At 64.2% G+C, this 25,372-nt stretch carries 29 protein-coding genes and 2 tRNA genes; 21 read left to right on the top strand and 10 right to left on the bottom strand.

Annotation, left to right across the window (positions count from 1 at the left end; genetic code table 11):
* Window positions 1-89: 89 nt before the first annotated feature.
* Window positions 90-1,190 (bottom strand): phosphotransferase family protein, encoded by a 1,101-nt coding sequence (locus V5735_RS09770; RefSeq protein ID WP_423743344.1) that lies wholly within the window; start codon window positions 1,188-1,190, stop codon window positions 90-92.
* A gap of 180 nt (window positions 1,191-1,370) precedes the next feature.
* Here V5735_RS09770 and V5735_RS09765 point away from each other — a divergent pair, with 180 nt between their 5' ends.
* Entirely contained in the window at window positions 1,371-2,588 is a 1,218-nt protein-coding gene (locus V5735_RS09765) for an acyl-CoA dehydrogenase family protein (protein ID WP_423743343.1), read from the top strand.
* Between the two features lie 15 nt (window positions 2,589-2,603).
* Here V5735_RS09765 and V5735_RS09760 read toward each other — a convergent pair whose 3' ends face one another.
* On the bottom strand, window positions 2,604-3,332 hold the full coding sequence (locus V5735_RS09760; RefSeq protein ID WP_423743342.1) for an HAD family hydrolase: 729 nt from the start codon (window positions 3,330-3,332) through the stop codon (window positions 2,604-2,606).
* A gap of 141 nt (window positions 3,333-3,473) precedes the next feature.
* Between V5735_RS09760 and V5735_RS09755 the strand changes: the two genes are divergently transcribed.
* The 4 genes from V5735_RS09755 (at window position 3,474) to V5735_RS09740 (ending at window position 7,524) form a co-directional block, all read left to right on the top strand.
* Window positions 3,474-4,253, top strand: a complete 780-nt coding sequence (locus V5735_RS09755) for an SDR family NAD(P)-dependent oxidoreductase (protein WP_423743341.1) — start codon at window positions 3,474-3,476, stop codon at window positions 4,251-4,253.
* A gap of 103 nt (window positions 4,254-4,356) precedes the next feature.
* Window positions 4,357-5,049 (top strand): DUF4129 domain-containing protein, encoded by a 693-nt coding sequence (locus V5735_RS09750; protein WP_423743340.1) that lies wholly within the window; start codon window positions 4,357-4,359, stop codon window positions 5,047-5,049.
* Window positions 5,046-7,028, top strand: coding sequence for a DUF7269 family protein (locus tag V5735_RS09745; protein ID WP_423743339.1), 1,983 nt, complete (start codon window positions 5,046-5,048; stop codon window positions 7,026-7,028). The genes V5735_RS09750 and V5735_RS09745 overlap by 4 nt, the downstream gene beginning before the upstream one ends.
* Window positions 7,018-7,524, top strand: coding sequence for a DUF7519 family protein (locus V5735_RS09740; protein WP_423743338.1), 507 nt, complete (start codon window positions 7,018-7,020; stop codon window positions 7,522-7,524). Before V5735_RS09745 ends, V5735_RS09740 begins: the two co-directional genes overlap by 11 nt.
* A 219-nt stretch (window positions 7,525-7,743) precedes the next feature.
* Here V5735_RS09740 and V5735_RS09735 read toward each other — a convergent pair.
* Window positions 7,744-7,850: transfer RNA gene (locus V5735_RS09735), tRNA-Ile, on the bottom strand.
* 353 nt (window positions 7,851-8,203) lie between these two features.
* Window positions 8,204-8,276, bottom strand: a tRNA-Asn gene (locus tag V5735_RS09730).
* A gap of 102 nt (window positions 8,277-8,378) precedes the next feature.
* Here V5735_RS09730 and cca point away from each other — a divergent pair.
* The 5 genes from cca (at window position 8,379) to V5735_RS09705 (ending at window position 13,855) form a co-directional block, all read left to right on the top strand.
* Window positions 8,379-9,728, top strand: coding sequence for a CCA tRNA nucleotidyltransferase (gene cca, locus V5735_RS09725; protein WP_423743337.1), 1,350 nt, complete (start codon window positions 8,379-8,381; stop codon window positions 9,726-9,728).
* A gap of 150 nt (window positions 9,729-9,878) precedes the next feature.
* A complete protein-coding gene (locus V5735_RS09720) occupies window positions 9,879-10,058 on the top strand; it encodes an HVO_0416 family zinc finger protein (RefSeq protein WP_423743336.1) in 180 nt (59 codons plus the stop codon).
* A gap of 131 nt (window positions 10,059-10,189) precedes the next feature.
* Window positions 10,190-10,348 (top strand): DUF7563 family protein, encoded by a 159-nt coding sequence (locus V5735_RS09715; protein WP_423743335.1) that lies wholly within the window; start codon window positions 10,190-10,192, stop codon window positions 10,346-10,348.
* 70 nt (window positions 10,349-10,418) lie between these two features.
* Window positions 10,419-12,245, top strand: coding sequence for a UvrD-helicase domain-containing protein (locus V5735_RS09710; protein ID WP_423743334.1), 1,827 nt, complete (start codon window positions 10,419-10,421; stop codon window positions 12,243-12,245).
* 98 nt (window positions 12,246-12,343) lie between these two features.
* A complete protein-coding gene (locus V5735_RS09705) occupies window positions 12,344-13,855 on the top strand; it encodes a carboxypeptidase M32 (RefSeq protein ID WP_423743333.1) in 1,512 nt (503 codons plus the stop codon).
* 527 nt (window positions 13,856-14,382) lie between these two features.
* Here the strand turns inward: V5735_RS09705 and V5735_RS09700 are convergent.
* Complete coding sequence (locus tag V5735_RS09700; protein ID WP_423743332.1) at window positions 14,383-14,625, bottom strand: DUF7533 family protein; 243 nt, start codon at window positions 14,623-14,625, stop codon at window positions 14,383-14,385.
* Between the two features lie 90 nt (window positions 14,626-14,715).
* Here V5735_RS09700 and V5735_RS09695 point away from each other — a divergent pair, with 90 nt between their 5' ends.
* Window positions 14,716-15,309, top strand: a complete 594-nt coding sequence (locus tag V5735_RS09695) for a riboflavin synthase (RefSeq protein ID WP_423743331.1) — start codon at window positions 14,716-14,718, stop codon at window positions 15,307-15,309.
* On the opposite strand, the gene V5735_RS09690 is transcribed toward V5735_RS09695, so the two are convergent.
* Window positions 15,306-16,532: a PrsW family intramembrane metalloprotease gene (locus V5735_RS09690; protein ID WP_423743330.1), complete on the bottom strand. Its 1,227-nt coding sequence runs from the start codon at window positions 16,530-16,532 to the stop codon at window positions 15,306-15,308. The two genes, V5735_RS09695 and V5735_RS09690, sit on opposite strands and share 4 nt — an antisense overlap.
* A gap of 161 nt (window positions 16,533-16,693) precedes the next feature.
* Between V5735_RS09690 and V5735_RS09685 the strand changes: the two genes are divergently transcribed.
* Together V5735_RS09685 and V5735_RS09680 are read left to right on the top strand one after the other, a co-directional pair.
* Complete coding sequence (locus V5735_RS09685) at window positions 16,694-16,864, top strand: hypothetical protein (RefSeq protein ID WP_423743329.1); 171 nt, start codon at window positions 16,694-16,696, stop codon at window positions 16,862-16,864.
* A gap of 117 nt (window positions 16,865-16,981) precedes the next feature.
* Complete coding sequence (locus V5735_RS09680; protein ID WP_423743328.1) at window positions 16,982-18,409, top strand: DUF402 domain-containing protein; 1,428 nt, start codon at window positions 16,982-16,984, stop codon at window positions 18,407-18,409.
* Between the two features lie 271 nt (window positions 18,410-18,680).
* Here V5735_RS09680 and V5735_RS09675 read toward each other — a convergent pair whose 3' ends face one another.
* Together V5735_RS09675 and V5735_RS09670 are read right to left on the bottom strand one after the other, a co-directional pair.
* Entirely contained in the window at window positions 18,681-19,067 is a 387-nt protein-coding gene (locus tag V5735_RS09675; RefSeq protein WP_007979970.1) for a NifU family protein, read from the bottom strand.
* 88 nt (window positions 19,068-19,155) lie between these two features.
* On the bottom strand, window positions 19,156-20,688 hold the full coding sequence (locus V5735_RS09670; RefSeq protein WP_423743327.1) for an LVIVD repeat-containing protein: 1,533 nt from the start codon (window positions 20,686-20,688) through the stop codon (window positions 19,156-19,158).
* A 194-nt stretch (window positions 20,689-20,882) separates the two neighbouring features.
* Between V5735_RS09670 and V5735_RS09665 the strand changes: the two genes are divergently transcribed.
* The 5 genes from V5735_RS09665 to V5735_RS09645 all read left to right on the top strand — a co-directional run bounded on the left by V5735_RS09665 (window position 20,883) and on the right by V5735_RS09645 (window position 22,202).
* Window positions 20,883-21,038, top strand: a complete 156-nt coding sequence (locus V5735_RS09665; protein ID WP_007979968.1) for a hypothetical protein — start codon at window positions 20,883-20,885, stop codon at window positions 21,036-21,038.
* A 42-nt stretch (window positions 21,039-21,080) separates the two neighbouring features.
* Window positions 21,081-21,359: a 50S ribosomal protein L37ae gene (locus V5735_RS09660; RefSeq protein ID WP_007979967.1), complete on the top strand. Its 279-nt coding sequence runs from the start codon at window positions 21,081-21,083 to the stop codon at window positions 21,357-21,359.
* Entirely contained in the window at window positions 21,359-21,493 is a 135-nt protein-coding gene (locus V5735_RS09655; protein WP_007979966.1) for a DNA-directed RNA polymerase subunit P, read from the top strand. The genes V5735_RS09660 and V5735_RS09655 overlap by 1 nt, the downstream gene beginning before the upstream one ends.
* A gap of 5 nt (window positions 21,494-21,498) precedes the next feature.
* The gene (locus tag V5735_RS09650) at window positions 21,499-21,765 is read left to right on the top strand and encodes a KEOPS complex subunit Pcc1 (protein ID WP_423743326.1); all 267 of its coding nucleotides are present in this window, start codon (window positions 21,499-21,501) and stop codon (window positions 21,763-21,765) included.
* Between the two features lie 143 nt (window positions 21,766-21,908).
* The gene (locus V5735_RS09645; protein ID WP_423743325.1) at window positions 21,909-22,202 is read left to right on the top strand and encodes a hypothetical protein; all 294 of its coding nucleotides are present in this window, start codon (window positions 21,909-21,911) and stop codon (window positions 22,200-22,202) included.
* Between the two features lie 12 nt (window positions 22,203-22,214).
* Here V5735_RS09645 and V5735_RS09640 read toward each other — a convergent pair whose 3' ends face one another.
* Window positions 22,215-22,640 (bottom strand): hypothetical protein, encoded by a 426-nt coding sequence (locus tag V5735_RS09640; RefSeq protein ID WP_423743324.1) that lies wholly within the window; start codon window positions 22,638-22,640, stop codon window positions 22,215-22,217.
* The gene (locus tag V5735_RS09635; protein ID WP_423743323.1) at window positions 22,625-23,611 is read right to left on the bottom strand and encodes an NAD-dependent epimerase/dehydratase family protein; all 987 of its coding nucleotides are present in this window, start codon (window positions 23,609-23,611) and stop codon (window positions 22,625-22,627) included. The genes V5735_RS09640 and V5735_RS09635 overlap by 16 nt, the downstream gene beginning before the upstream one ends.
* 84 nt (window positions 23,612-23,695) lie before the next feature.
* Here V5735_RS09635 and V5735_RS09630 point away from each other — a divergent pair, with 84 nt between their 5' ends.
* The 3 genes from V5735_RS09630 to V5735_RS09620 all read left to right on the top strand — a co-directional run bounded on the left by V5735_RS09630 (window position 23,696) and on the right by V5735_RS09620 (window position 25,257).
* Window positions 23,696-24,364, top strand: coding sequence for a helix-turn-helix domain-containing protein (locus V5735_RS09630; RefSeq protein ID WP_423743322.1), 669 nt, complete (start codon window positions 23,696-23,698; stop codon window positions 24,362-24,364).
* Window positions 24,365-24,606: 242 nt separating this feature from the next.
* The gene (locus V5735_RS09625) at window positions 24,607-25,002 is read left to right on the top strand and encodes a prefoldin subunit beta (RefSeq protein WP_423743321.1); all 396 of its coding nucleotides are present in this window, start codon (window positions 24,607-24,609) and stop codon (window positions 25,000-25,002) included.
* 3 nt (window positions 25,003-25,005) lie between these two features.
* Window positions 25,006-25,257, top strand: a complete 252-nt coding sequence (locus tag V5735_RS09620; RefSeq protein WP_007979951.1) for a DUF3194 domain-containing protein — start codon at window positions 25,006-25,008, stop codon at window positions 25,255-25,257.
* Window positions 25,258-25,372: the final 115 nt, after the last annotated feature.

Raw genomic sequence — 25,372 nt, 5'->3', positions numbered from 1 at the left:
GCACATTTCACAAGTATCGGTGCTATAGAATGCTTTTAAAAAGAAGTTTGTTAACTCACTCTCGTCTCGTTCACCCCGCTGCGGGGTCCTCACAGCGGTTCCTCGCCGTCCAGTATCCCCTTCGCGCGCCGGGCGAGGTCCGGAACGCGCTCCTCCATCTTCGGGTACATCGGGTCGTCGCTGTTGCCTTCGAGGTAGCGCCGGTAGAACATCTCGCCGAGCGCCGCGAGTTTGTACACCGCGAGCGCCCGGTAGAATCGGTCGTGGTCGTACTCGATGCCCGTCTCGCGCTCGTACCGCTCGACGAGTTCCCGACGAGTCGGATAGTCCGCCGCTTCCATGAACGTGGCCGTCAGTTCCGGGGTCGCCGGGTCGGGGTCCCCGGCGTCGCGCCAGTAGGACAGCATCCACCCGAGGTCGGCCAGCGGGTCGCCGAGCGTCGCCATCTCCCAGTCGAAGACGCCGACGATTTCGGGCGGCGTGCCCGGCCCGTACATCACGTTGTCGAGTTTGTAATCGCCGTGAACCAGCGTGTGTTCGTGCTCTGTCGGGCAGTGTTCGACCAACCACTCGCCGACCCTCTCCAGTTCCGGGACGGCCCGCTCCTCGGCGGTGCGCTCGAACGCCCAGTCCAACTGCTTGGTCCACCGCTCGACCTGTCGTTCGGTGTACCCCGACGGGTAGCCGAACTCGCCCAGCCCAACGGCCTCGTAGTCGAGCGCGTGAATCGATGCGAGCGTTCCGACCAGTTCCTCGCCGATTCGCCGCCGCGCGTCGGTCGTTCCGAAGCGCTCGGGTTCCTCGTCGCGGAGCACGTCGCCCGAGAGACGCTCCATCACGTAGAAGTCGCTTCCGATGACCGAGTGGTCCTCACAGGCCAGTACGGTCCTCGGGACCGGCACGGCGGTGTCTTGGAGCGCGTCCATCACCCGATACTCGCGGAGCACGTCGTGGGCCGTCTCGGCCGTCTCGCCGGGCGGCGGCCGCCGGATGACGAGTTCCCCGTCGCCCCACGTCACGAACAAGGTCTCGTTGGAGTGGCCCTCCGCGTGGTGGGAGACGGCGTACTCCGTCGCCGCTCCCAGTTCCGCCGCGAGGTAGTTCCGTAGCGCGTTCCTATCGACGAGCCGGTCGAAGTAATCGTGATCGTCGGCTGTCCGGTCGTCCGTTGTCTGGTCGTCCCTTGTCATTGGTCCTCCTCCCGTGTCTGCCGTCGGTTCTCGGCCGTCGCGCTCGTCCTCTCGGGGCTGCTCGGACCGCCGTCCCGACGACGGGATTCGTGTCGATTGTACGTCCAACAGTGGTATAGAACTTACGAGGATAAGAGAACCAGGGAAATATTTTTACACTGGTGAACCGGGGTTGTGGGTATGGAGTACGACGACCCGAAACGCGGGACGGAAGTCGCCGACCGCGTCCGAACGTTCGTCCGCGAAGAAGTCATCCCCGTCGAACGGAACCACCTCGGCGAGGGACCGGTATCGGACGACACCGTTCGCCAGCTTCGCGAGACGGCGCGCGAGTACGACGTGTACGCGCCCCAGATTCCCGAGGAACACGGCGGCATGGGAATGGATTTCGGTGAGGTGCTGCCCGTCTTCGAGGAAGCCGGGCGAAGCCTCCTCGGACCGACCGCCATCCGCGTCGATGCGCCCGACGAGGGCAACATGCACACGCTGGAACTCGTCGGAACGGAGGAGCAAAAGGAGCGGTGGCTCGACCCGCTGGTGGCGGGCGAGGCCAAATCCGGCTTCTCGATGACCGAACCGAACACGGGAGCGGGGTCGGACCCCAAGATGCTCCGGACAACCGCGGAGCAGGACGGCGACGAGTGGGTCATAAACGGTCACAAGTGGTGGACTACGCAGGGAAGCGAGGCCAACGTGCTGTTGGTGATGGCGCTCACCGACCTCGACGCCCATCCGTACGAAGGCTGTTCCATCTTCCTCGTGCCCGCCGACACGCCCGGCGTGGAAATCGTCCGGGACATTCCGCACGTCGGCGGCGGCGTCACCGGGATGAGCCACGCGGAAATCAAGTACGAGAACGTTCGCGTCCCCGAGGAGAACATGCTCGGCGCGGAGAACGCCGGGTTCGCCATCGCCCAACGGCGACTCGGCCCGGCGCGACTCACCCACTGCATGCGCTACTCCGGCATGGCCGAACGGGCCATCGACATCGCCAAAGCCTACGCCGACCAGCGGCAGGCGTTCGACGGCCCACTCTCGGAGAAGCAGTCGATACGATTCGAGGTCGCCGACATCGAGATGCGACTTCACGCCGTCCGAACCATGGTCCGCCACGCCGCCCGGCGAACCGCGGCGGGCCAAGAGGCCCGCATCGAGGTGGCGATGAGCAAGGTGTACGCCGCGAACATCGTCCAAGACGCCATCGACGCGGCCATCCAGATTTGCGGCGGCAACGGTATCGGCAAGGACCTGCCGCTCGCGGATTTCTACGAGAACGTCCGTCAGTTCCGCATCGTGGACGGCGCGGACGAGGTGCACAAGCGCGTCATCGCCAGGGACGCCTTTTCCGACCTCGACTCGAGCGAAGTCGAACACCTGACCCGGTACGACGCCGAGTAGTTCGGCACGACCGACTCAATTCCCGTCGGTTTCCCCGCGCTCTTCCACACCGACTATCGAGAGCACCTCTCGAAGGTCGTCGATGGCGTAGTCCGTCTCGGGACCCTCCTCGGCACCGTACCCGATGGCCGTCATCCCCACCGCGGACGCACCGGCGACGTCGTGCTCGTAGCGGTCCCCTATCATTGCCGCGTCGCTCGGCGGGACGTCCGCCGCCCGCAAGCCCGTCTCGAACATCCGCGGGTCGGGTTTGGTTCGCCCGACCATCTCCGAGGTGGTTATCGAATCGAACCGCTCTCTCACGCCGAACGTCTCCAGAATTCGCTTCCCTTCCTCGGTGTCCACGTCGCTGACGACGCCGACGTGTATCCCCGTCTCCGTCGCCAGTCGCTCTATCGCCTCGACGGCACCGGGGTTGGGTCGAAGCGTCTCGGTCGTCACCGACTCGAACACCGGCCGCCACTCGTCTTCGGGTATCGGCTCCCCGGAAATCTCGTCCACTGCGCGGTCGTAGGCGGTTCGCGCGCGGCGGAACTCGGTCCCGTCGCGTTCCCGGAAGTAGGTCCCCACCGCGGCCCGCCACCGCGCGAGCGCGTCCTCCACGGATGCCTCCGGTGCGTACCGCTCGACGATGGTCCGAACGAACGCCTCGTGCGCTCGGCGAACCGACCCGCTGTCGAGGATGACGCCGCCGATGTCCCAGAACACCGCTCGCCACTCCGTTCCGTACGCGGATTCGACCATGCCACGGATCCGCTCTCCTCGGGAATCAAGATAACGATTACAAACCACAGCCCAGATTTATTAACGCGAGGCGAGATAGTAGCCGTTGTAGTTACCAATGGAAAGACTCGCTTCGAATCAGCCGACCCCGGAGGAAATCGCATGACCGTCGAACAGTTCAGCGTCACCGACAAAACCGCAATCGTAACGGGCGCGTCGAGCGGTATCGGGAAGACCATCGCCGAACGATTCGCCGCCGACGGGGCGAACGTCGTCGTCTGCTCGCGCGAACTGGCGAACGTCGAACCCGTCGCCGAGGGCATCGCGGAAAGCGACCGCGAGGGACGAGCGGTCGCGGTCGAGTGCGACGTGACCGACCGCGACGCCGTGGACGCCCTCGTGGACGCCACCGTCTCCGAGTTCGGCGGCGTGGACGTCCTCGTCAACAACGCGGGAGCGAGCTTCATGGCTCCCTTCGAGGACATCAGCGAGAACGGCTGGAAGACCATCGTGGACATCAACCTCCACGGGACCTACCACTGCACGCAGGTCGCCGGAGAGCAGATGCGCGAGAACGGTGGTGGCACCGTCATCAACCTCGCCAGCGTCGCGGGACAGAAGGGTTCGCCCCACATGAGCCACTACGGCGCGGCCAAGGCGGGCGTCATCAACCTCACGTCCACCCTCGCCTACGAGTGGGCGGACGACGACGTGCGGGTCAACTGCATCGCGCCCGGGTTCGTCGCCACGCCGGGCGTCGAGAGTCAGATGGGCGTCAGCGCCGACGATATCGACCGCGAGACCGTCAAGCGTCGCATCGGAACCACCGAGGAGATAGCCGACCTCGCGCAGTTCCTCGCCAGTCCCGCCTCCTCGTACCTCGTCGGCGAGACCGTGACGGCGGCCGGTGTTCCGCCGATTCTCGAAACGCCGGACGTGTGAGTCGGTCGGAGGGCCTCGTTTGCTTTCCGCTCGAATTCGGATTTAACCGTTTCAAAAATCTTATCTTGCCGACAGTTGATTCACCGAGCGAAGCCTTCCGTTCATGAACCGGTCCCACGCAGTCACCCTCCTGACGACCGTGTTCGCGCTGGCCGTCCTCGGCGTCGCCGCGAGCACGCTGCACACCGCACGCCCGGTCGAGAATCGTCCCGCCGAGTTCACACCCCCGTCCGACACCGCTCCTCCCGACGGCGGTCAAGCGCGGTCGAACAGACAGGCGTTCGGCGACCGTCCGCTCCCCGAGTTGAACGTGAACAACGGTCTCGACGCTCACGGCGTGCAGTCCGGGCGCTCGCTCGGCCGGGTCGCCGTCGGCGTCCTGTTCCTCCTGCTCGGCGCGCTGGTGCTCCTCTATCGGCTCACCGACGACGACGCTCGGGCCGAGGCGACGCCCGGCGAACGTTCGGACGTGCCGGAGAACGAGCCTCCCGCACGGAGTCCGCCGGTCGAACTCCACGACGAACCCGCGACGAACGACGTGTACCGGTCGTGGAGGGACATGCGAGCGTTTCTCGATTCCCATCGCGGTTCCCACGACACCCCCGCCGAACTCGCACGGCGCGCGGTCAGCGCCGGACTTCCCGAAGCGCCGGTGACCGAACTGACCGCCCTGTTCCGCTCGGTTCGATACGGCGGGGATGCTCCGACCGAGGGGCGCGAACGGCGCGCACGGACCGCACTCGAAGACATCCGACGGTCCGACCGGTCCACCGGTGCGGACTCCTCCGAGACATGAGTCGGTTGCAGCGTCCCGCCCTCGTCCTCGGTGTCGCTTCGAGCCTCGTCGGAGTTCTGCTCGTCGCGTCGCCGGGCGTCGGACGAGCCTTCGACCCCACGGGAGTCCTGCGGACGGCACCGCTCGCCCTGCTCGGGTCGATGACGATACTCGCCGCGGCGGGATACGCGCTTGCGGGGACCGACGCTCGCCGCGATACGGAGGACTCCCATGGGACGAAGCCACACGACTTCCCCCGCCCCGAAAATCGTCCCCGATACGACCATCCGGGGACGGCGTTCGCCCGCCGGGTCGCCGAGATACGATGGGCGGACCGGCGCGAAGATGACCCGTCGGACCGCCGTGCGTTCCGCGCCGAGATTCGGGAACTGGCCGTTACCGTCCTGTCGCAAACCGAAACTCGGCCTCGTGACGAAATCGAGACGCGGCTGGACGACGGCAGTTGGACCGACGACTCGGCTGCCGCGGCGTTTTTCGCCGACGACGTGGTTCCGCCGTTGTCGGTTCGACAGCGCCTTCGCTCGCTTCGGGGGTCCGAACCGCCGTTCGCTCGCCGAGCGCGCCACGCGGTCGCCGACTTGGCAGGACGGCTCGACGACGCCGATGTCTCGCCGGAACTCTCCGATGCGACCGAGCGGACGCTCGACGACGCCCCCGTCGTGACGACGAGCGAACTTCGCTCGTCGGATTCGAACGGTCGGACCGGTGATTCCACGGTCGCTCGAACGGGACGGACGCGCGGCGTGACCGCGGCCGCGCTCGTCGCTGGCGGACTCGGTATCGTCACCCTTCGGCCGGGACTCCTCCTGCTCGCGCTGTTCGGCATCACCGTCGCGGGAACCGCCCGACTCGGTGCGCCGCCGTCGGCGACCGTCGACATCGACCGCGCCGTCAGCGACACCGACCCCGACCCGGGCGAGGAAGTCACCGTCACCCTCTCCGTCCGGAACACGGAGGACACAACGCTCACGGACCTCCGACTCATCGACGGCGTGCCCGCCGGGTTGCGGGTGACCGACGGTTCGCCTCGGTTCGCCACCGCGCTCCGGCCGGGAAAGGAAGCCACGTTCACCTACTCCGTCGAGGCCGCTTCGGGGCGACACGAGTTCGACCCCGCGCTCCTCATCGTGCGGGACACGACCGGCGTCTACGCGCGCCGAACGTTCGTCTCCGACGCGAAGACCGAACTCTCGTGTCGGGAGACGGAGACGCTCGACGCGGACGTTCCGCTCCGAACCCGGCCCACGATTCACGCGGGACGGGGGCGCTCCACGATAGACGGTTCGGGCGTCGAATTCCACTCGGTCCGGGAGTATCGCCCCGGCGACCCCCGCTCACGAATCGACTGGAAACGGACGGCGAAGACGGGCGAGTTCACCACGGTCAACTTCCGCGAATCCCGCCTCGAACGGGTCATGGTCGTCGTCGACGCCCGAGCGGAAGCCTACCCGTCACCGTCCGGCGGCGACAGGCCGAGCGTCCGATGGTGCGTCACCGCGGCGCGACGCGTGACGGACCGGGTAACCGCGGATAGCACGCCCGTCGGTCTCACGGCGTTGTCCCCGACCCCGTGCTGGCTTCCGCCGAGCGCCGGGGAGTCACATCGGACCCGGATTCGAGACGCGCTCGCCGAGGACCCCGCGTTCGGGTGGACCGTCCCTGACGACGAGTTCGACGTGTCGGCGGCGGTGGCGGAGTTCCATCGGTTGGCGAGTCAGGGGACCCAAGTCGTCCTGCTATCACCCGTCTGCGACGACGGCGCGAAACGGGCGGCGCGACGCCTCGACGCGTACGGATATCCCGTCACGGTCATCAGTCCGGACCCGACCGCGCCGTCGTCAGCGCCACCGGACGCCGCACACGGCTACGCGTCCCTCTCCCGTGGCACCCGACTGAGCGACCTCCGAAGCGCGGGTATCCCCGTCCTCGATTGGGACCCGACCGACCCGCTCGAGGAGGTGTTGTATCGTGATTCGTAACCCGGGACTCGCCGACGGGACGCCCCCGCTTTCGAGCAGTGCCGTGACGCTCCTCTCGGCGCTCGGCGTTCTCTTCCTCACCGCCGTCTCCGCGTACACGCTCGTCGCCGCTGTGTTCGGCCTCCTCTTCCTTCTCGTCGGCCTCGTCCGCGGTTCGTCCGGCGTCTTCTCCCTGGGAATCGCCCTGCTTTTCGTCGCCGTCGTGGTCGCCGGTCTGCTCGGGATGTCACCGCTGTTTCTCCTCGTCGCGGGCTTTTTCACGGTTCTCGCGTGGGACGTCGGCCATACCGGATTCGGTATCAACGAGGAGATGGGTCGCGGGGTTTCGACGCTCCGCATCGAACTGGTTCGTTCGGCGAGCGGTCTGGTCGTGCTCTCCGTCGGAGCGGTTATCGGATACGCGGTGTTTCGCACCGCGACTGGCGAGCAGTCGCTCCTCGCCCTCGTCGCGCTCCTCGTCGGCGCGCTCGCGCTGTTGGTCGCGCTCCAGGAATGAGGATTCTCGAAGGGTGGCCTGTAAATCGCTGACGCTCACACCCACCACGCGGTGCTCGCGGATTGTTCGACAAGAAATGGGCCCTATCGGATTCGAACCACGTCGAGACGTTCCTGCTCGTCTCTCCTTCGGTTCGACTACGCGGGCATGCGACTCGCCTCGTTCGAATCTTCGGGCAGCATACTGCTGGTGCTCACGAACGAAGTTCGCGCCAGCAAATGGGCCCTATCGGATTCGAACCAATGACCACCCGGTATCCCATGTCGTCTGAACCCGACAGACGTCATTATGAGCCGAGCGCTCTAACCAGACTGAGCTAAGGGCCCTTGTGCGAATTTGCTCGTGGACCCTCTTTAGCTTACCGAATGGTGGGCGCATTTCACAAACGAGGGAGAGCCGAATCGAATAGATAATCAGCGTACCAATTGATTTCCCTCCGACTTCCGTTCGCAGGCTTGTCACACCGTATCGTCATACTGTTCGTCGGAGCGTCGTCGATCTCGATCAAATACACTTCGCCAGTTGCCGGGTTGTACACAGCAAAGAATCGATTTCACCGACGTATCCTTCTCGTTCATAGCCCGAACTCTTGACTCTGGTATCGTGTCCCGTAGCTATGGCACATCCCGTTCGTGAGGACCATAGGACGCTCTCCTCGAAAAACAAATAATTAAAGAAGCGCCGCCGCCAGGGCTCGAACCTGGGACAACCTGGGTAACAACCAGGTGCTCTACCAACTGAGCTACGGCGGCTTCCAACTGCATTCCCAGGTAGGTGGAGTCCTTTGATAGGGCTTTCGTTTTCGTTCGAACGCATCGATACGCTTTCACGCCTTCGTGGAAAACTTTCGCTCGATGGCACGGTTCGAGGAGGTCGCCTCGGCGGTTCGAGCGCGGATACGACCCGACGCCGACGAACGGGAGCGACTTCGAGCGGCGGCCGGTGAGTTGACGGAACGCGCCGAGGAGGCGATTGCCGACCTATCGGTGGACGCTGACGTGATTCAGGTGGGGAGCACCGCCCGCGGGACGTGGACGAGCGGTGACCGGGACATCGACCTGTTCGTTCGGTTTCCGCCGGAGATGGACCGGGAGGAGTTGGAATCGCTCGGGTTGGAACTCGGTCACGCCGTCCTCCCGGACGGCCACGAGGAGTACGCGGAACACCCGTACGTGAAGGGGCAGTTCGACGGCTTCGACGTGGATTTCGTCCCCTGCTATCGCGTCGAGTCCGCGACGGACATCCAGTCGGCGGTGGACCGCACGCCGTTCCACACGACGTATCTCGAAGCGCGGTTGGACGACGACCTCGCCGACGAGGTGTTGCTGTTCAAGCAGTTCCTCAAGGGAATCGGCGCGTACGGCAGCGACCTTCGGACGAAGGGATTTTCGGGCTATCTCGCGGAACTGCTGGTTCTCGAATACGGCGGTTTTCGTGAGGTGCTCGCAGCGGCGGCGGAGTGGCACCCGCCCGTCCGGTTCGACCCGGAGGACCACGGGACGGCGACGTTCGGCGACCCGCTGGTGGTCATCGACCCGACGGACCCGGAACGCAACGTCGCCGCCGTCCTCTCGGCCGAGAACGTCGCACGGGTGCAACACTACGCCCGCGACCTGCTCGAAACGCCGCGCGAATCCGTGTTCTTCCCCGAGCCGCCGAACTCCCTCACGGCCGAGGAAGTCCGGGATTTCATCGCCGAGCGGGGGACGACGCCGGTCGCGGTTCGCTTCGACGCACCGGATGTCGTCGAGGACCAGCTGTATCCGCAACTCCAGAAATCGCTCGCGGGCGTCGGTGACGCCCTTTCACGGCGGGGTTTCGACGTGCTTCGGGCCGACCTCTTCGCCGACGAGTCCGCGATCCTCTTCTTCGAACTCTCGGTCGCCGAACGTCCGGCTATCGAACGCCACGACGGGCCGCCGGTTCACGTCCGCGCTCACGCGACCGGTTTTTACGAGAAGTACGCCGACTCGGACGCCTACGGTCCGTTCATCGACGGCGACCGCTACGCGGTCGAACGGGAACGCAAGTTCACGACCGCCGTGGATTTCCTCCGGAGCGACGCCATCCTCGACGCCGCGTTGGGCGTCCACGTCGAATCGACGCTGAAAACGGACTACGACGTCCTCTCCGGCGACGAGATCGGGCTGTTGGCCGATGAGTTTGGGACGGAACTCGCCCGGTATTTCGACCCCAAACCCTGAGGTCGCCCTCGATATTTTATCCCAATCCCTGAGTCGCCTCTCGGTAGTCCATCCCTTGAGCTTCGATTCGCCGGTTTTCGCACCTATCGCTACGTGTGGGTCTGTTTGACCATCAGGGTTATATGGGTGGTGTGCATTACCATAGCATGTATGGCCTCCGCACCAACCGGAGACGACGAATCCGTGTTCGACCAGTTCCTCGAAGACCGCGGCCACGAAACCGACCGAGTAGACTGGGAACAGGAGTATAATAAAAAGCAGTGTCCGGAATGCGGCGGACTTCATAACCGGACCGCGACCGAGTGTACGGTCTGCGGTTGGAATCCGTAACCCGCCCTGATTCCTCGAGCTTCCCTCGTATCGTCTTTCGACCGCCGCCTTTCGATTTTCCGGCGCACATTCCTCGACGTCGTGTCGATAGACATTTGGTATATTATTTCCAACTTTTCCACGTTGAGTGTATGCCCGAATGTCAGAATTGCGGCTCGTTCGTGACGGCGGCGTACGCACGGGTGTTTACGCCCCCCGACGTGACCGCCCCTCGCGTCTGTCCGAACTGCGAGGACAAGGTTCGAGACGGCGCGAACGTACGCGAGGCACGTTCATCTCGCGGCACGTGACCGGCGCGTGAATCCGATTCACGTCGTTTTATACGTTCCCAGCACTTGTGCTGGTGTAATGACCACGCCAATGGCAGAGACGGACGCAAAAGTGACCCGGTTGTTCGGTGGCCCGGGGAGCGGTAAAACCACCGAACTACTCGACAGGGTAGAGGACATTCTTTCACAGGATGGCGTTACGGTAAACGACCTCCTCGTCGTTTCGTACACTCGCGCCGCGGCAAACGAAGTTCGGGAGCGCCTCGCCGAGCGACTCGACGTCGACCCGCGTTCCCTGCAGGGGAACGTCTGTACGATGCACGCGAAAGCCTACGAACTACTCAATCTCTCTCGCGGTGATGTCGTCGGTGAGAAGGACAAAAAGGAGTTTTGTGAAGACTACGGTCTCGAATACGAGGACGAGTACAGCGGCTCGGGCCGTCGCACCGCCCGGTCCACGACGCTCGGAAACAAGATTATCGCCACCTCCCAGTGGCTCCAGCGAACCCGGCGACAGGTCGCCGACTGGTACGACGTTCCCTTCCAGTGGGACGTCGAAACGGTTCGCCTCCCGCCGGACATCGACCCGAACGCACAGGAGGGGAACAAATACACCCCGACGTGGCCGAGCAGCGACGACCGGTTCGACGTTCCCGAAGCCATCCGTGCGTGGCGAAAGTACAAGGGCGACGAGGGACTCGTCGGCTTCGCCGACATGCTCGAACGCGTGAAACAACGCTCGCTCCTCCCGAGCGTCGATTACCTCGTCATCGACGAGTTTCAGGACATCACCCAACTCCAGTTCGACATCTACGAGGAGTGGAAAGACCACATGGAAAACGTCCTCATCGCCGGTGACGACGACCAGGTCGTCTACGCGTGGCAGGGCGCGGACCCGAAACTGCTCCTCGGTGAGGGCGGCGAAGACGTGATTCTCGACACATCGCACCGACTCCCCTCCCGCGTCCTCAAGGTCGTCCAGCAGGAGGTCACCCACATCGACGAGCGACAGGAGAAGAACCTCAAACCGCGCAAGGAGGGCGGCACCGTCGAGGCGGTGGAGAACCCGTCGATGCTGGACCTCGTGCGCAACGTCCGCTACACCATCGAGGAGTTCGACGGCACCGTGATGGTGTTGTTCCGCGCTCGCTACCAGATGTTCCGCTTCGTCGATGAGTTCATCGACGAGGGGATTCCGTTCCGCACGCTGACCGACCAGCGGATGTGGACCGACCGACTGAACCAGTACGTCGATGCGGTCGAACGGATTCACGAGGACGAACCCATCGACGGGCTTCAGGCCCGACGACTCGCGGACATGCTGACCGAATCCACGTTCGGCACGAACGAGCGCGACGAGATGTTCGACGCCATCGACGAGCGCAAGGAGGAAGAAGGGGTGGACGACCTCACCGAACTGGAGTTCGACGCCGACTTCGTGCGGAACTTCGCGCCGTTCATGCCCGGTCCGAAATCCGCGTCGGACATGGTTCGGAAGGTCACGAGCTACCAGAAGCGCTCCATGAAGGCCTACTTCGGCGGTCGGTATCAGGATATGGACCGGAGCCGCGTCCGTATCGGCACCATCCACAGCGCCAAAGGTCGTGAAGCGGACCACGTGTTCATCGGCACCGACCTGACCGAGAAGGTCGTCGAGCAGATGGCGGCGACCGTCGAAAACGAGGGCATCGACGTACCCAGCGTTGACGAGTTCACCGCCGGAACCGACCCGGTTCCGATTCTCACGGACAACGAACGCCGCGTCTTCTACGTCGGTATGAGCCGCGCCCGCGAGCGCCTCGTCGTCATGGAGAACCTCGTCAGCGGCGCGCCGACGCTCGAACTCGACGTGCTGTTGTACAACGAACCGAACGGAAAATCGGTGGACGACATCCTCGACGCCGCGGAAGCGAAATAGCCGAACGGTATCGACACCGCGGTTCTGTCCCGCTCTTTTGTCTTTTCGTCTTTCCGATACCCGTGCATTGATACCGTTTCACGATGCACACTCCACTCATGGCAACAGCCGAACAAGAATCGGACTCCGCCTACGCCGAGCTTCTCGACCGGGAACGACGGATTTCGAACGTCGAAAACGCCGGAATGACTCTCTACTGGGACCAGCAGACGAAGATGCCCGAGGGAGGCACCCCCGCCCGTGCGAAACAACTGTCCGCGCTCCAGTCGATAAGCCACGAACTGCTCACCGACGAGCGGACGGGAGAACTGCTGGACGAACTGGAGGGCGAGGACTTGGACGACGAGCAGGCCGCCGTCGTGCGCGAAGTCCGGCGCAAATACGACCGCGCGGTTTCCGTCCCGAGCGACCTCGTGGAGAAGATTTCCGAAACGACGAGCGAAGCGCAACCGGCGTGGCAGCAGGCGAAGGCCGAGGACGAGTTCGAGACGTTCGCTCCCTATCTCGAACGACTCCGCGAACTCCACATCGAGCGTACGGAGCACATCGCTCCGGACGAGGACCCCTACGAAGTCATGTTCGAGGACGGCGAGCCGTATCTCCCGCTCGAACGCGTCGACGAGATATTCGACGAACTCCGTGTGGGATTGGTTCCGCTCATCGAGGGGATCGAGGAGAACGGCGCGGACATCGCGTCCGACGCGTTCGCCGGGACGTTCGACCCCGCGGACCAAGAGGCGCTCTGTCGGGACGCGCTCGACCTGTTGAACTACGACTGGGACCGCGGCCGCCTCGACATCGCCCCGCATCCGTTCATGTCCGGGACGCAGTTCGACGCCCGCGTGACGACCCGATTCCACGAGGACGAGTTCGTGGATCCCATCTTCTCGACGGTCCACGAGTTCGGCCACGCCACCTACCAACTCGGCTTGCGGGACGACGCCTACGGCACGCCGCTCGGCCAGTCGCGAAGCTCGGGGATTCACGAATCCCAATCGCGGTTCTGGGAGAACCACGTCGGCCGCACGGAGGCGTTCTGGGAGTTCTTCCTCTCGACCGTGGCCGAGCACTTCCCCGAGTTCGAGGACGTCACGGCCGAGGACGCCTACGAAGCGGCCAATCAGGTGTTCACGGACAACCTCATCCGCGTCGAGGCGGACGAACTGACCTACCACATGCACATCATTCTCCGCTCCGAAATCGAACAGGAGTTCGTCGCCGGAGACCTCGACGTGGACGACATCCCCGCCCGCTGGAACGAACTCATGGACGAGTACCTCGGCGTCGTCCCCGACACCGACTCGGAGGGCTGCCTACAGGACATCCACTGGACGAGCGGCTTCGCCAGTTTCCAGAACTACACCGTCGGCAGCGTCTTCGCCGCCCAACTCTGGGCGACCATCGAGGAGGAACTGGACGACCCGATGGAACTCATCCGCGAAGGTGAGTTCGCCCCCATCCGCGACTGGCTGACCGAGAACATCCACGAACAGGGGCAAAAGTACACCACCGACGAACTCATCGAGGAGGCGACCGGCGAACCCCTCACCGCCGAGTACTTCCTCGACTACGTGACCGAGAAGTACGGCGAGATTTACGAGTTGAACTGAGCGGCGCGAGGGAGGAGACGCCGATTTCGCCTCGAATTTCAGAAAAACCCCGTTTTTGACGCTCGAACGTGTTCTCTTCGCGGATATACTGTGTAGTACTGAATCTTACTAAAATCTACTTTAGTCTACTATTTACTCCTGAATTGTACTATCATTCTTCTCCTTCTACTATTTGCTATCCTATCGTACTGTTCCCTAACGAGGGGAACGGACGATACCGTGCCGACCGCGGACTGGGGTTCCCGTTCCCCTCTCGGGCGCTTTCGGCGGTTATCCGTCCGGTCGAAACCACGGCAACTCGTGGAATCGCTTGGCGGGCGCGGTCGGCGACCGCGCCCGCCTGCCGTCCGGGATGGTGGAACAGGCGGTGAAAAGGGCGGAAAAGGCGGTGGGTGGTCCCTGGCAGTCGCGGTCGTAACTGCCCCGTTCGATTTTCCGGTTGCGGCGTCGTCGTTTATTCTCCTCGCGTCGTCCATCCTCGCCGACGTTCTCCCGGTTTACTCGTGTGCGAAAATCTCCGTTTTGTCCTACTCTTCGTCGTCGTCGGTTTTCGCAACCTTGCCGACGACCTTCTGTGCCGCGCTGGCGGGCACGTCGGAGGGGGTCGTCAGTTTCTCGCGGAGGAGGACCATGAGAACGCCGATGGCGACGAACGCGCCGCCGAGGGCGGCCTGCCCCGCGATGATGCGGTCGATACCCAAGAGCGCGATGGGGAGGGCGAGCACCAGCGTCGCGGCGAGGCTCACGGTGTCGAGGATGCCCAGTTTCATGCCCGTATTTCCGTCCCCCCGACCAAAAATCCGCCGTCACGGCCTTCCGATTCGGAACCGTTTTCAACCGCTCGGCGTCACAGTTCCGTTATGTTTACCGGAATCGTTTCGGAAGTCGGCGAGATTCGTCGCGTCGAGGAGACCGAGGGCGGCCGTCGGCTCACCATCGCGGCCGACGAGGTGCTTTCGGACGTGGTAGACGGCGCGAGCATCGCCGTCAACGGGGCCTGTCTGACCGTCGAGACGTTCGACGACGACTCGTTCGAGGTGTTTCTGGCGGCCGAGACGGTGGCAAAGACCTACCTCGGCGAAGTCGGGGAAGGCGATGTCGTCAACCTCGAACGCGCGCTTCGGGCCGACGCCCGCCTCGACGGGCACTTCGTGCAGGGGCACGTCGATACGACGACCGAAGTTGTGGACGTGCGCGAAGTCGGTGAAGACTGGGAGTACGAGTTCGCCGTCTCCGAGGACTTCGGGCAGTACATCGTCGACAAAGGGTCGGTCGCGCTGGACGGTATCAGCCTCACGGTGGCCGAGAAAGGGGAGGACACGTTCACCGTCGCCATCATCCCGACGACGCGGCGGGTGACGAACCTCTCGGAAAAGGAACCCGGCGACCCCGTACACCTCGAAGTGGACGTGCTGGCGAAGTACGCCGACGAACTGCTCGCGGACCGGCGCTAGAAGTCGAATTCCGAGAACTCGTCGGAACGTTCGTCTTCGGCGTTTTCGTCCTCTTCGTTGCTTTCGTCGCTTTCGTTCTCCTCGCTGCTCTCGGTGTCGTTCCAGCCACCGTTGGCGAAGTCGGTGTCACCGTCGTTTCCGAGCAGGCCGCTGTCGGCTTCGCCGCCGAGCAGTCCGCTGCCGTCGCCCGAGTCGAACTGCACGGGTTCGCGTCGCTTCCGCCGTTCGGGTGTGGCCCGTCGCTCGTCCGCGACCCCTTGCTTTTCTTCCACCTCGGCGTACATGACGCGGTAGCGCGATATCTTCCGGTAGAGCAGGTAGCCGAAGAAGCCGTCGTAGACGAACACGAACGCGATGTAGGCGATGCCGGGCGTGATGCCGGGGTAGAAGGCGGCTATCAGGTCGGGGACGAATCCGACGAGCGTGTTGTACGTCGCGTGGATGAACGCCGCGATGAGCAGTCCCTTGACCGCGATGGGACCCGCGTTCTCGCGGTTGAACTTCGCCAAGCCGAGGTAGTAGCCCGCGAACGCGGAGTAGATGACGTGGCCCGGCCCGGCGAACAGTCGGAACACGGTGGTCTGCCCGGCGTTCAGAATCGGGTCGACGCCACCGGACGAGAGCACGCCCTGGCTGATGTAGAGCGCGTTCTCGATGGTCGCAAAGCCGAGTCCGGCCATCGCGCCGTAGACGGCCCCGTCGATGACGGCGTTGAACCTGTCGCTCCGGTAGGCGAACAACCGCACGGCCAGCCACTTCACCGTCTCCTCGACCGGGCCGACGATGAGGTAGAAGTAGAGCACCGCGCCAAAGAGCGGAATTCCGGTAAACAGCGGTTGCAGGTACGAGTTGAACACCGCCGCGAACATGGCGAACAGGACGCCGAGCAGGAACGTCCCGACGAGAAGCGGAAGGGGTTCCGACATCGCCACGTCGGCGTGCCAGATGTAGGCGGCGAGCGCGAACGCCGGCACGACCGAGAGGAGGACGAAGACGCCGACCCAAGGGTTGTTGCCAAGTGCCGCCAAGCCGCCGAAAACGAACTGCACCAGGAGAATCGCCGCGGCGAGGAGGATGACCAAGGCGCGCGTCGAGACCACGAGCGCGCCGTACACCTTCGTCGCAAACCAATCGAGACGCGTCCGTTCCTCCCACGTCGAGATGCCGTATAGATCGACTGAATCGTCCATCCCGCGAGCGACCGGGTCCCGTTTCTCGTCCATGTTTCGAGTTCGCACAGCCGAAGAGTAAATCGTTCGGCACGAGCTTCCTTTGATTCCTAATATGTGTTTATATATCGTATTATTCCTGTAGGGTCACTCTTAATAACCGGAATCGCCCATCACGTCACACCATGACACCCGTCAGCCAGAGCCGAGGAATTATGTACTCCGCACCGCCGAAAGGAACAACACGACGAGACAACGACGCCGCTGACGAAGCGGCCGATGACGCGACCGAACCGTCGGACGACGTGGAAACGCCGTCCGTGGCCGACCCCAATTCGAGCGTCACCGACGCGAATTGGACCGGCACCGTCCCCGCCGACGACTGATTTCTCCCGCGACCGACCGAACCTCGTCATCCTGAAAACCCCTGCCTGCCAACCGGCAGGTATGCACGCTCTCTCGTTCGATACGACGACCGACCTCCGTTCGTTTCTCTATCAGCCATGAGCCGAATCCGCATCAGAGGAATCTACACCACCGCACTCACGCACCTGCTCGGTGACGAGTTCGACGTGGTGCAGGCCTCGCCGCCCATCAGACGCCGATTCGACGAGTCGTTCGACACCGGCGAGTACGACGCCACGGTCGAGACGACCGACGACAGGCAAGGCATCGGTATCTCCGGCGACCCCGAAACCGTCTCCCGAGTCGCATGCCGGGTGGCGGCTACCGCCATCGACACCTTCCACTGGGAGGACCCGGCCCCGCGCGCGGCGCTGTTCGATGGCGTCGTCAGCGACACCCTCGGAAGCGGTGCCGTCGTGGACTTCGGCGACGACCGCGGCGAGGGCTTTCTCCCGTTCCGCGCCATCGACCGTCGAATCGACGACGGCGACCACGTTCGCGTGCAGGTTCACGACCCCGAACCGCCGTGGTCGCGCGACCGCTCCCTCCTCGGAACCGACGTGCAGGTGTTCGGCGGCGTCGCCAGCCTCTCGAAGGGGGTGAACGAAGTCGTCGCCAGCGCGCCGGACGACGCCAGCAGGCGCGAACTCGCCCGCACGACCGAGATGCTTCCGACGGATGTTCCCGACGAGTGGGGCGTCCGCTGGGAGTACGCCGCGGCCGACGCCACGCTGGACGAGATGAACGCCGCGCTCTCCGCGGCCGTCTCTCGCGCCGAAACCATCGACGGCGCGCTGGCCGAGGAGTCGGATATCGATGGCCCGCGAACCGTCGCCGACCCCGAAGCGACCGCGTGGCTGTGGTTCGGCCGCGAATCCCGATTCGAACTGGACGAGGCTCGCCGGGAGGTCACGACCACGCTCCCCGGCCATCACCGAATCAAGGCCGCCGACTCGTCGGCGAGCACGGCGGTCGATTTCGCGGAGGACCTCTACGACGACAGCGAGGAGGCGTTCGACGGGATGCCGACCGGCGCGACCCTTCGCGGGTTCGGCCCCGATGCGGACGACGAGGTGTTCATCGACCACGGCAAGCCCGACGGTCGCTGTTTCTCGTTGGGTAAAGGGGCCGTCGCGGAGGCGGACCCCGAGGCCGGAAAGTACACCGTCCGACGCGAGATGGGGAGTTCCGGGACCTACGACGCCATCGGCACCGACCGCGAGCGCGGCGACGTGGCCATCACGAAGTTCCGCGAGGGCAGATGGTGGTATCCGACGGCCTACCGGAGCGAAAATGGGAAATCGAAGGGCACCTACGTCAACGTCTGCACGCCCGTCGAACTGTTCCCCCGGTCGGTCCGCTACGTGGACCTCCACGTCGATGTCGTCAAGCGCCCCGACGGAACCGTCGAGCGGGTGGACGACGACGAACTCGACGCGGCCGTCGAAACGGGCCACATCTCCGAGGAACTCGCCGAAAAGGCCCGAAGCGTCGCGGCGAGCGTCGAGAAAGTGTTGTCAAAGTAGCGCAAACAGTGGGAAACGGCACGCTACACAACCGCCAGAAACGGCCGGTGACACAGTCCCCTTGTCGCTAGTATCCTCACCGGAAAATCTCCGATTTTCCGGGCCGACGACTGACCAACGGGAAGAAGGAGTGCTTTTGGTCCAGCTTTTACAGGGAATGCGAGGGAGCTTCGCTCCCTCGTTCCTTCACGGCGAAGCCGTGAAGATGCCGGTGCAAGCGCCGACGGCAACCGTCGGCGCTTCCACTTGCGACCGTCGTAAAAGGTGGGCTTTAGAAATGCTCGTTCTCGCCCGGCGTGTTCAGTTTCCCGCCGCGCCCGCCCTCGGAGCGGTCGATGCCCATGACGCTCTCGGCTTGGTCCGTCTTCCACTGGCTAGTGCCGTCGTCGGCGATGCGGACGGTCACGTCGTCCACCTCGTCGAACTTCTTGAGGAGTTCGACTTCGATGTTCTGGGAGGTGATCGGGGTGATGGAACACCCGCCGCAGGCACCGCCGAGTTCGATGACGACCTCGCCCGATTCGGGGTCCGCCTTCCGAACCGCGCTCGTCCCGCCGTGCATCTGGATGATGGGCATCTGGGCGGTGAGCCAGCGTTCGACCCGTGACGTGAGGTCGTCCGCCGACTCCGCGGCGTCGGTCGTGCTGTTCTCGCTCATACCGTATCGTAGGAACTCGAAGTATGGTAAGCTTGGGGTTCGCGGTCGGGATTTCGGCGGGAATCGTTCCCGAACGATCGGCTCAGTTTCACCCTCGGAAGCGCTTCCAGACGCCGACCCCGAGTATCGATAGCCCGGCGACCCCCGCGCCGAATCGGCCTTCCTCGGTCAACGAGGTCCCGCCGTCGCTCGAATCCGTGGTCCCGTCGCCTCCCGTGACGGGTTTCGAGGTCGTGGTTTCCGAGGCGGTTCCCGTCCCCGTGAGCGACGGCGGGTTTCGTTGTTGCCCTCCGCGGTTCGGGAAGGTGTACAGACCGCCTCGACCGTCGCCCTCCTGACCCATGCTGCCGCCGATGAACACGTCGTCGGAAACGCGCTGGGCGGTCCAGAACGCGGCTTCGCTGGGATTTCGCCACCACGCGAGTTCCGTCGGGTTTTCCGGGTCGCTCACGTCGAACAGCTTCACGCCGCCGCTGTACCACGACGTGTAGAGGCGGTCGCCGACGAAATCGAAGTTGTGCGAAGTCGTCCAGCCAGTTGCCGAACTCCCCCGCCCGCACTCGTGGCAGTCGTGGCCCGACGCGACGCCGACCGGCGAGAGCGCGGCGGCGACCGACGAGAGAGACGCGCCGAGGTCGTAACTCGGGTCGTCGGTCTTCGGCGGCTGGATGGTCGTGAGCTTTCGCGGCGTCGTCACGTCCGAGATGTCCCAGAGGTCGATGCCGCCCGGACCGGTCGTGTCGGGGCCGTCGGTGTCCCACGCCTCCTTGTTGCAGGCGAGTAGGGAGGCGTCCTCGTTCGTCATCACGAAGTGGGCGTTTCCCGGCAGGCCGACGACCGCTTCCCGTTCCTGCGAGGACGGAATCGAAGCGAGGTCGTCCGGCGACCGCCCGCCGAAGTGCGAGACGTGCGCGGGTTTTTTCGGATCGGACACGTCCACGACCCACGTTCCGGCGTCCCACTGCGCGAGGTACGCCCGTCCGTCGTGGACCCGGACGTCGTGCAGCGTCCGCACCCACGGGTCCACGTCCCCCCAGTCCTCGTCGTAGTCCACCATCGACCACCGACCGACTTCTTTCGGCGCGTCGTTCGATACGTTCACCAGCACGAGCGGGTTTCCGTCCCCGTCGTTGCCGGTGAGGTAGGCGATGTCGTCCTTCAGGAAGGCGTTGTGAATCGGAAACGTCGTCTCGTGGAACGCTACCCGTTTCGGGTCGGTCGGGTCGCGCACGTCGTACAGCAGAAAGCCGTGCACCGCGTCGCTTCCGATGGGGTTCGCGGGACCGGCGACGAGCAGTCGGTCCCCGTCCACCTTCGCGTCCCAAATCTGGAGAAGCGGGCCGCCGTCGCGCTGGGCGAGGAGGTCGTGGCGCTCCGCCATCACCGTCGGCTGTTTCGGGTTTCGGATGTCCACCGTCGCGAATCCGTCCGTCGTAGCGACGAACGCGGTCTTCCCGTCGTTTCCGACGACCGCCTCCTTGGCGTTCGTGATGGCGACCCGTCCGAGCGGCCGATACGGTTCGGTGTCGGCGGCTCCATTCGAGACGACTCCACCCGACGCGAACAGCGACGCGGCCCCACCCCCAACAGCGGCGGTACGGAGAAACTCTCGCCGATGCATGACGCGGTAATCGGTCGGAAACGGAATAAAGACGAGGGTGGTGAAACGATGGCGTGGACCGTTCGTGCCGGATGCCGGTTCCGACCGAGCCGAAGGTTTTGTGTTTCCCGCTCTCGATCGTTCTCGATGCTCCTGCATCCGCACTCGCCGAGCAGCCCCAGCGTTTTTGGGGTTGCGTAATTATATGTAATTACATGGCCTCACGCTACGACGCGGTACTCGCGGCGATTCCGACGCTATCGGGTGGTGGATTCGTGGCCGGGCAGTTCACGTCGTTTCCGATGACGATACTCGGCCTGCTCGGAGCGGTGCTGGTCGTCGGGTACGCGTTGGCTCGACCACCGGTCTAACTCAAAGGCTTTATCAGTCCTCTCGGGTTATTTCTCGGTACTATGGCCGAAGACTCTCGATCACGAACCGGTAGCGCCGGTCGGTTCGGGGCGCGATACGGTCGCGTCGCGCGCAAGCGCATCTCCGAAATCGAAGCGGACATGAACGAAAACCACACCTGCCCGGACTGCGGTAACGACACCGTGGACCGACAGGGTACGGGCATCTGGGAGTGCGGTCGGTGCGGCTACACGTTCGCCGGTGGTACCTACCGCCCGCAGACGCCTGCCGGACGGACCGTCAAGCGTTCCATCCGCGCCGCATTGGCTGACGACGAATAATGAGCTACAAGTGTTCGCGCTGTAAGCGGGATGTCGAACTGGACGAGTACGGCGGCGTTCGCTGTCCGTACTGTGGGCACCGCGTCCTGCTGAAAGAGCGCAGCCGCGACGTCAAGGAAGTCAACGTCCGGTAACGCCCGTGTCTCACGACGCGCTTCTCAATTTCGACTACGACGCCGAGGAGCGTGCGGTCCTCGTTTTTCGGAGCGTCGAACAGGAGGTCGGCGAAATCGACGACGACCGTTCTTGGACGACCGTCGAGCGCGACGGGAACACGGTTTCCGTCCGCGTTGAGGCCGAGGACCTCATCGCCCTCCGTGCGGCGCTGAACACGTGGCAAACGCTCGTGGGCGTCGCCGAGACGGTCGCCGAAACGGGCGATTCGGTACGCGAACTGTCACTCTAGATAGTTCGGATACTTTGTCGGTTGCATCGACGGATTTGTGTTCGTGGGGTTCCTTACACTGGTACCGTGCTGCAGAAGAGATGGGAAACCAGTAACCGCCACGAATGGGTGTACCGAGCGGTTCCCCTCGGGTGGCGATAGGCGTGTTCGACCGACTCAACCCGTTCGGACGGAAAAAGAGCGACGACGACACGGGTGATTTCGACCGCGACCATCGTATCGTGATTCGATGCCCCGAGACGATGACTCCCATCGCCACGGAGCACACCGACCCCGACGACTGGGATTCCAGCGTCACGGACGGCGAAGGAATTGCGACCTACGACTGTCCCGCCTGTGGCGACCAACACCGCTATCTCTGGGGACCGCCGGTGCCCCTCTGTCTGGACGACGAGGACGACGGGGACGACGACGTGATTCTGTTCGAGAGCGAGTGAGCGCGACGATGATTAGCCGCGAAGCGATTCGGATGTCTCTCGTCGCCCGTCGCGTCCGAGAGTCCACCACGACCACGCACCGATGGCGACGCCCGCAGCGTCCGCGATGGCGACCAGCGCAGCGCTCGTGACGAATGCCGACTGCCACGGTCCGTTCACGGCGTGAACGTTGTCGGGATTCGAGACGATGAAGTGATAGTAGACCCCGAAGACGAGCGACGCCACCATCGACGTTGCGAACACCGCGCTCCCGATTCGTTCCGCGCCTCGCCACAGGAGCACGAAGCCTACCACCGGCGCGAGCGTTACTATCAGGACGACGAACGTCGACTGAAACGGCGTCAATGGAACGGGGACCGCCACGTGCGGGACCCCGTGTGCGAGGTTGACCACGAGATACGCGCCGAGCGTGACGCCGACGCTCAGTTCCCGCGCCATTCGTACCCGTCCTCTTCGACTGCGAGCAGTCCGTCGTCTCGCCACGTTTCGACCACCTCGTCCAGTCCGTCCTGATAACTCGAATACCGCGGGTTCCAGTCGAACGTCTCCCGGAACCGCTCGTTCGTTGTCGGCATGGAGTTCGTCAGCAGGCGCACCGAGTGTTTGCCGACGAACGGTCGGGCAAGCCATCCGGGAATCCGTCGCGGCGTCGGTGCTCCGAGACGGTCCGCGAACGCCGTCAGCATCGCCGCGAGAGAAACCGGTTCGTCGTCGGTGACGTGCCAGCGGCCGGTCGCGTCGGATTCGACCGCCGCGGCGAACGCTCGCGCGGCGTCCTCGACGTGGAGAATCGAAAGCGTCGCATCCCGTCGCCCGAGGGGGCCGTCGCCCAGAATCGGGAATTTCCGGTCCAGCAGGCCGGACCCCATCTGTCGGGTGTGCGCCGATTCGGGGGAGTAGAACCAGCCACAGCGGAGGATACCGACGTCGAAGTCTCCGTCCTCTCCGCCCCGCCGAACGATTCGCTCGGCGTCGAGCGCGGAGCGCGTCGTGCGGTCGGGGTTGGGCGGAGCCTCCTCGTCGAACGCCCGTCCGTCCGGTCGCCGGGCGACCCAGACGATGCTCTGGAGGAGCAGGCGGTCGGCGTCGATTTCGTCCGCGACCGAGACCAGATTTCGCGCCCCCTCGGCGCGCACTCGGTCGTTTTTGACCCACTCGTCGTCGGTCGGTTTCCCGCTCGTCGGAATCGCCGTCGCGGCGTGAATCAGCACGTCACACCCTTCGGCGGCGGAAACGAGCGACTCCTCGTCGAGGATATCCCCTCGTTGCGGTTCCCCGCCCCGCTCGGTGACCAGTTCGTCTCCTCGCGCACTTCGAGAGAGTCCGACGACGCGGTGGTTCCGTACCGCGAGTTCGGCGACGAGTTCGCGACCGAGGACGCCGGTCGCACCGGCGACGAAGACGTTCATACTCGATAGTTCGTTCGAGCGGCCGATAGCGGTTCTGCCGCAGTCCTCTGGACGATTTATAAGCTCCCGAACGTGACGTACGGTATGAAATATCTCCGTCTGGTGCTCGACCCCGGAGAGACGCCCGTCCATCCCGTGTACGGGATTTTAACCGATACGGAGTACGTCGAGGATGCCCGCGCGCTCCACGGCAACCCGTCGGACCTCTCGGAAGACATCGTGACCCTCCTCCTGTACGTTCGCGGTGATGTCGAGCGGTTCACCGCCGCCCTCGACGAAATTTCGGAGGTGCTAGCGTACGACGTGACGTCCGTCTCGGACGAGGAGTTCTACTGTTACGTCCACAACGAGACGACGGCGGTCGACGGGGCGTTGTTCTCCGCGTTCTCCCGCGAAAGCATCGTTCAGTTGTCACCCGTGAAGTATCACGACGACGGTCGAGCCACGTTCGCCGTCGGCGGGTCGGCGGCCGCGCTCCAGGACGCCATGGGCGACGTACCAGAGGGTGTCGACCTTGACGTCGAACTCGTCGGCGACGGAGCGACGGGCCACGAGTCCGTCGTGCGGTCGCTCAGCGAGCGTCAGCGGGAGGCCGCCCGAGTCGCGGTCGAACTGGGGTATTACGACGTACCGCGGCGGGCAAGCCACGAGGACGTCGCGGACGCGATGGGTTGTGCGCCGAGTACGGCCGCGGAACACCTCCGCAAGGCCGAGTCGCGTGTCTTCGGAGGGTTGTTCCCGCGAACGGAGTGAGCGGGAGCCAAGAAGAACTCCGTTCTTTTGCTGTTCTCCTGAGCGTAGCGAAGGAGAGCCAGTCAGAACTCGTTCTGGTGCGTTCTCGTGAGCGACGAAGGAACAAACGAGGGCCAGTCGAAGCGCGTTTCGACGTGTTCCCGCCAGTCGAACGCCCGTCCGAACGATATCTCGCCGAACCGTCCTGTGCCTCCACGAACGTAAAAGCGGGGCTTTTTCAGTCCGGGCGACAAGGGACGGGTATGCAGGGTAATCTTCCACCGGAAGCACAGGAGAAGCTCGAACAGCTGCAGGACCTTCAGGACACGGCCCAGCAGGTCGCAGTGCAGAAGAATCAGGCCGAGACGCAGCTCTCCGAGTCGGAGAACGCGCTCGACGAACTCGACGACATCGACGAGGACGCGACGATGTTCCAGGAAGTCGGCGAACTGTTCATCAAGACGGACTACGAAACGGCCCAGTCCGACCTCGAAGACAAGGTTGACAGCCTCGAAATCCGCGTCGAAACGCTCAAAAAGCAGGAAGAGCGCGTCCGCGAGCAGTTCGAGAAGCTGCAGGGCGAACTTCAGGACATGCTCGGCGGCGGTGCGGGCGGCCCGTCCGGCCCGACCGGTCCCGGCGGCGCTGGCGGCGCGTAAGCGATGGTCAGCGACGAGACGGTCGTCCAGACGGCCTCGGAAGCGGCCGAGGGCCTGATATTCGACCGAATCAAACAATCCGACGTCAAGGACGTCGACGTGACGGTCACGTTCGAGGAGGGTATCCTCGAAGTGGACGTGTACGTCAACGCACCGAACGCGAGTCGGGACGAGGAGAAGGTGGCGAACGACGCCGCACTGGCCGCCCGCGCGGCGGTCGATGACCTGTTCGCCGACGCCGAAGAATCGGCGTAAGCGTTACTTTCCTGACTGGCGTATTCAAGCCGAATTATTATAACTACGACTCTATTTTAACACGTTGTGACGTGTCGTCAGTCACTGGCCCGCTCGGGGGACGACCGCCGAAAAC

Origin of the sequence: Haladaptatus sp. SPP-AMP-3 (genome assembly GCF_049568665.1) — an archaeon.
In the GTDB taxonomy this organism is placed as follows: domain Archaea; phylum Halobacteriota; class Halobacteria; order Halobacteriales; family Haladaptataceae; genus Haladaptatus; species Haladaptatus paucihalophilus.
The sequence above is the reverse complement of the archived record's forward strand: the minus strand, read 5'-3'. Positions and strand labels throughout refer to the sequence as shown.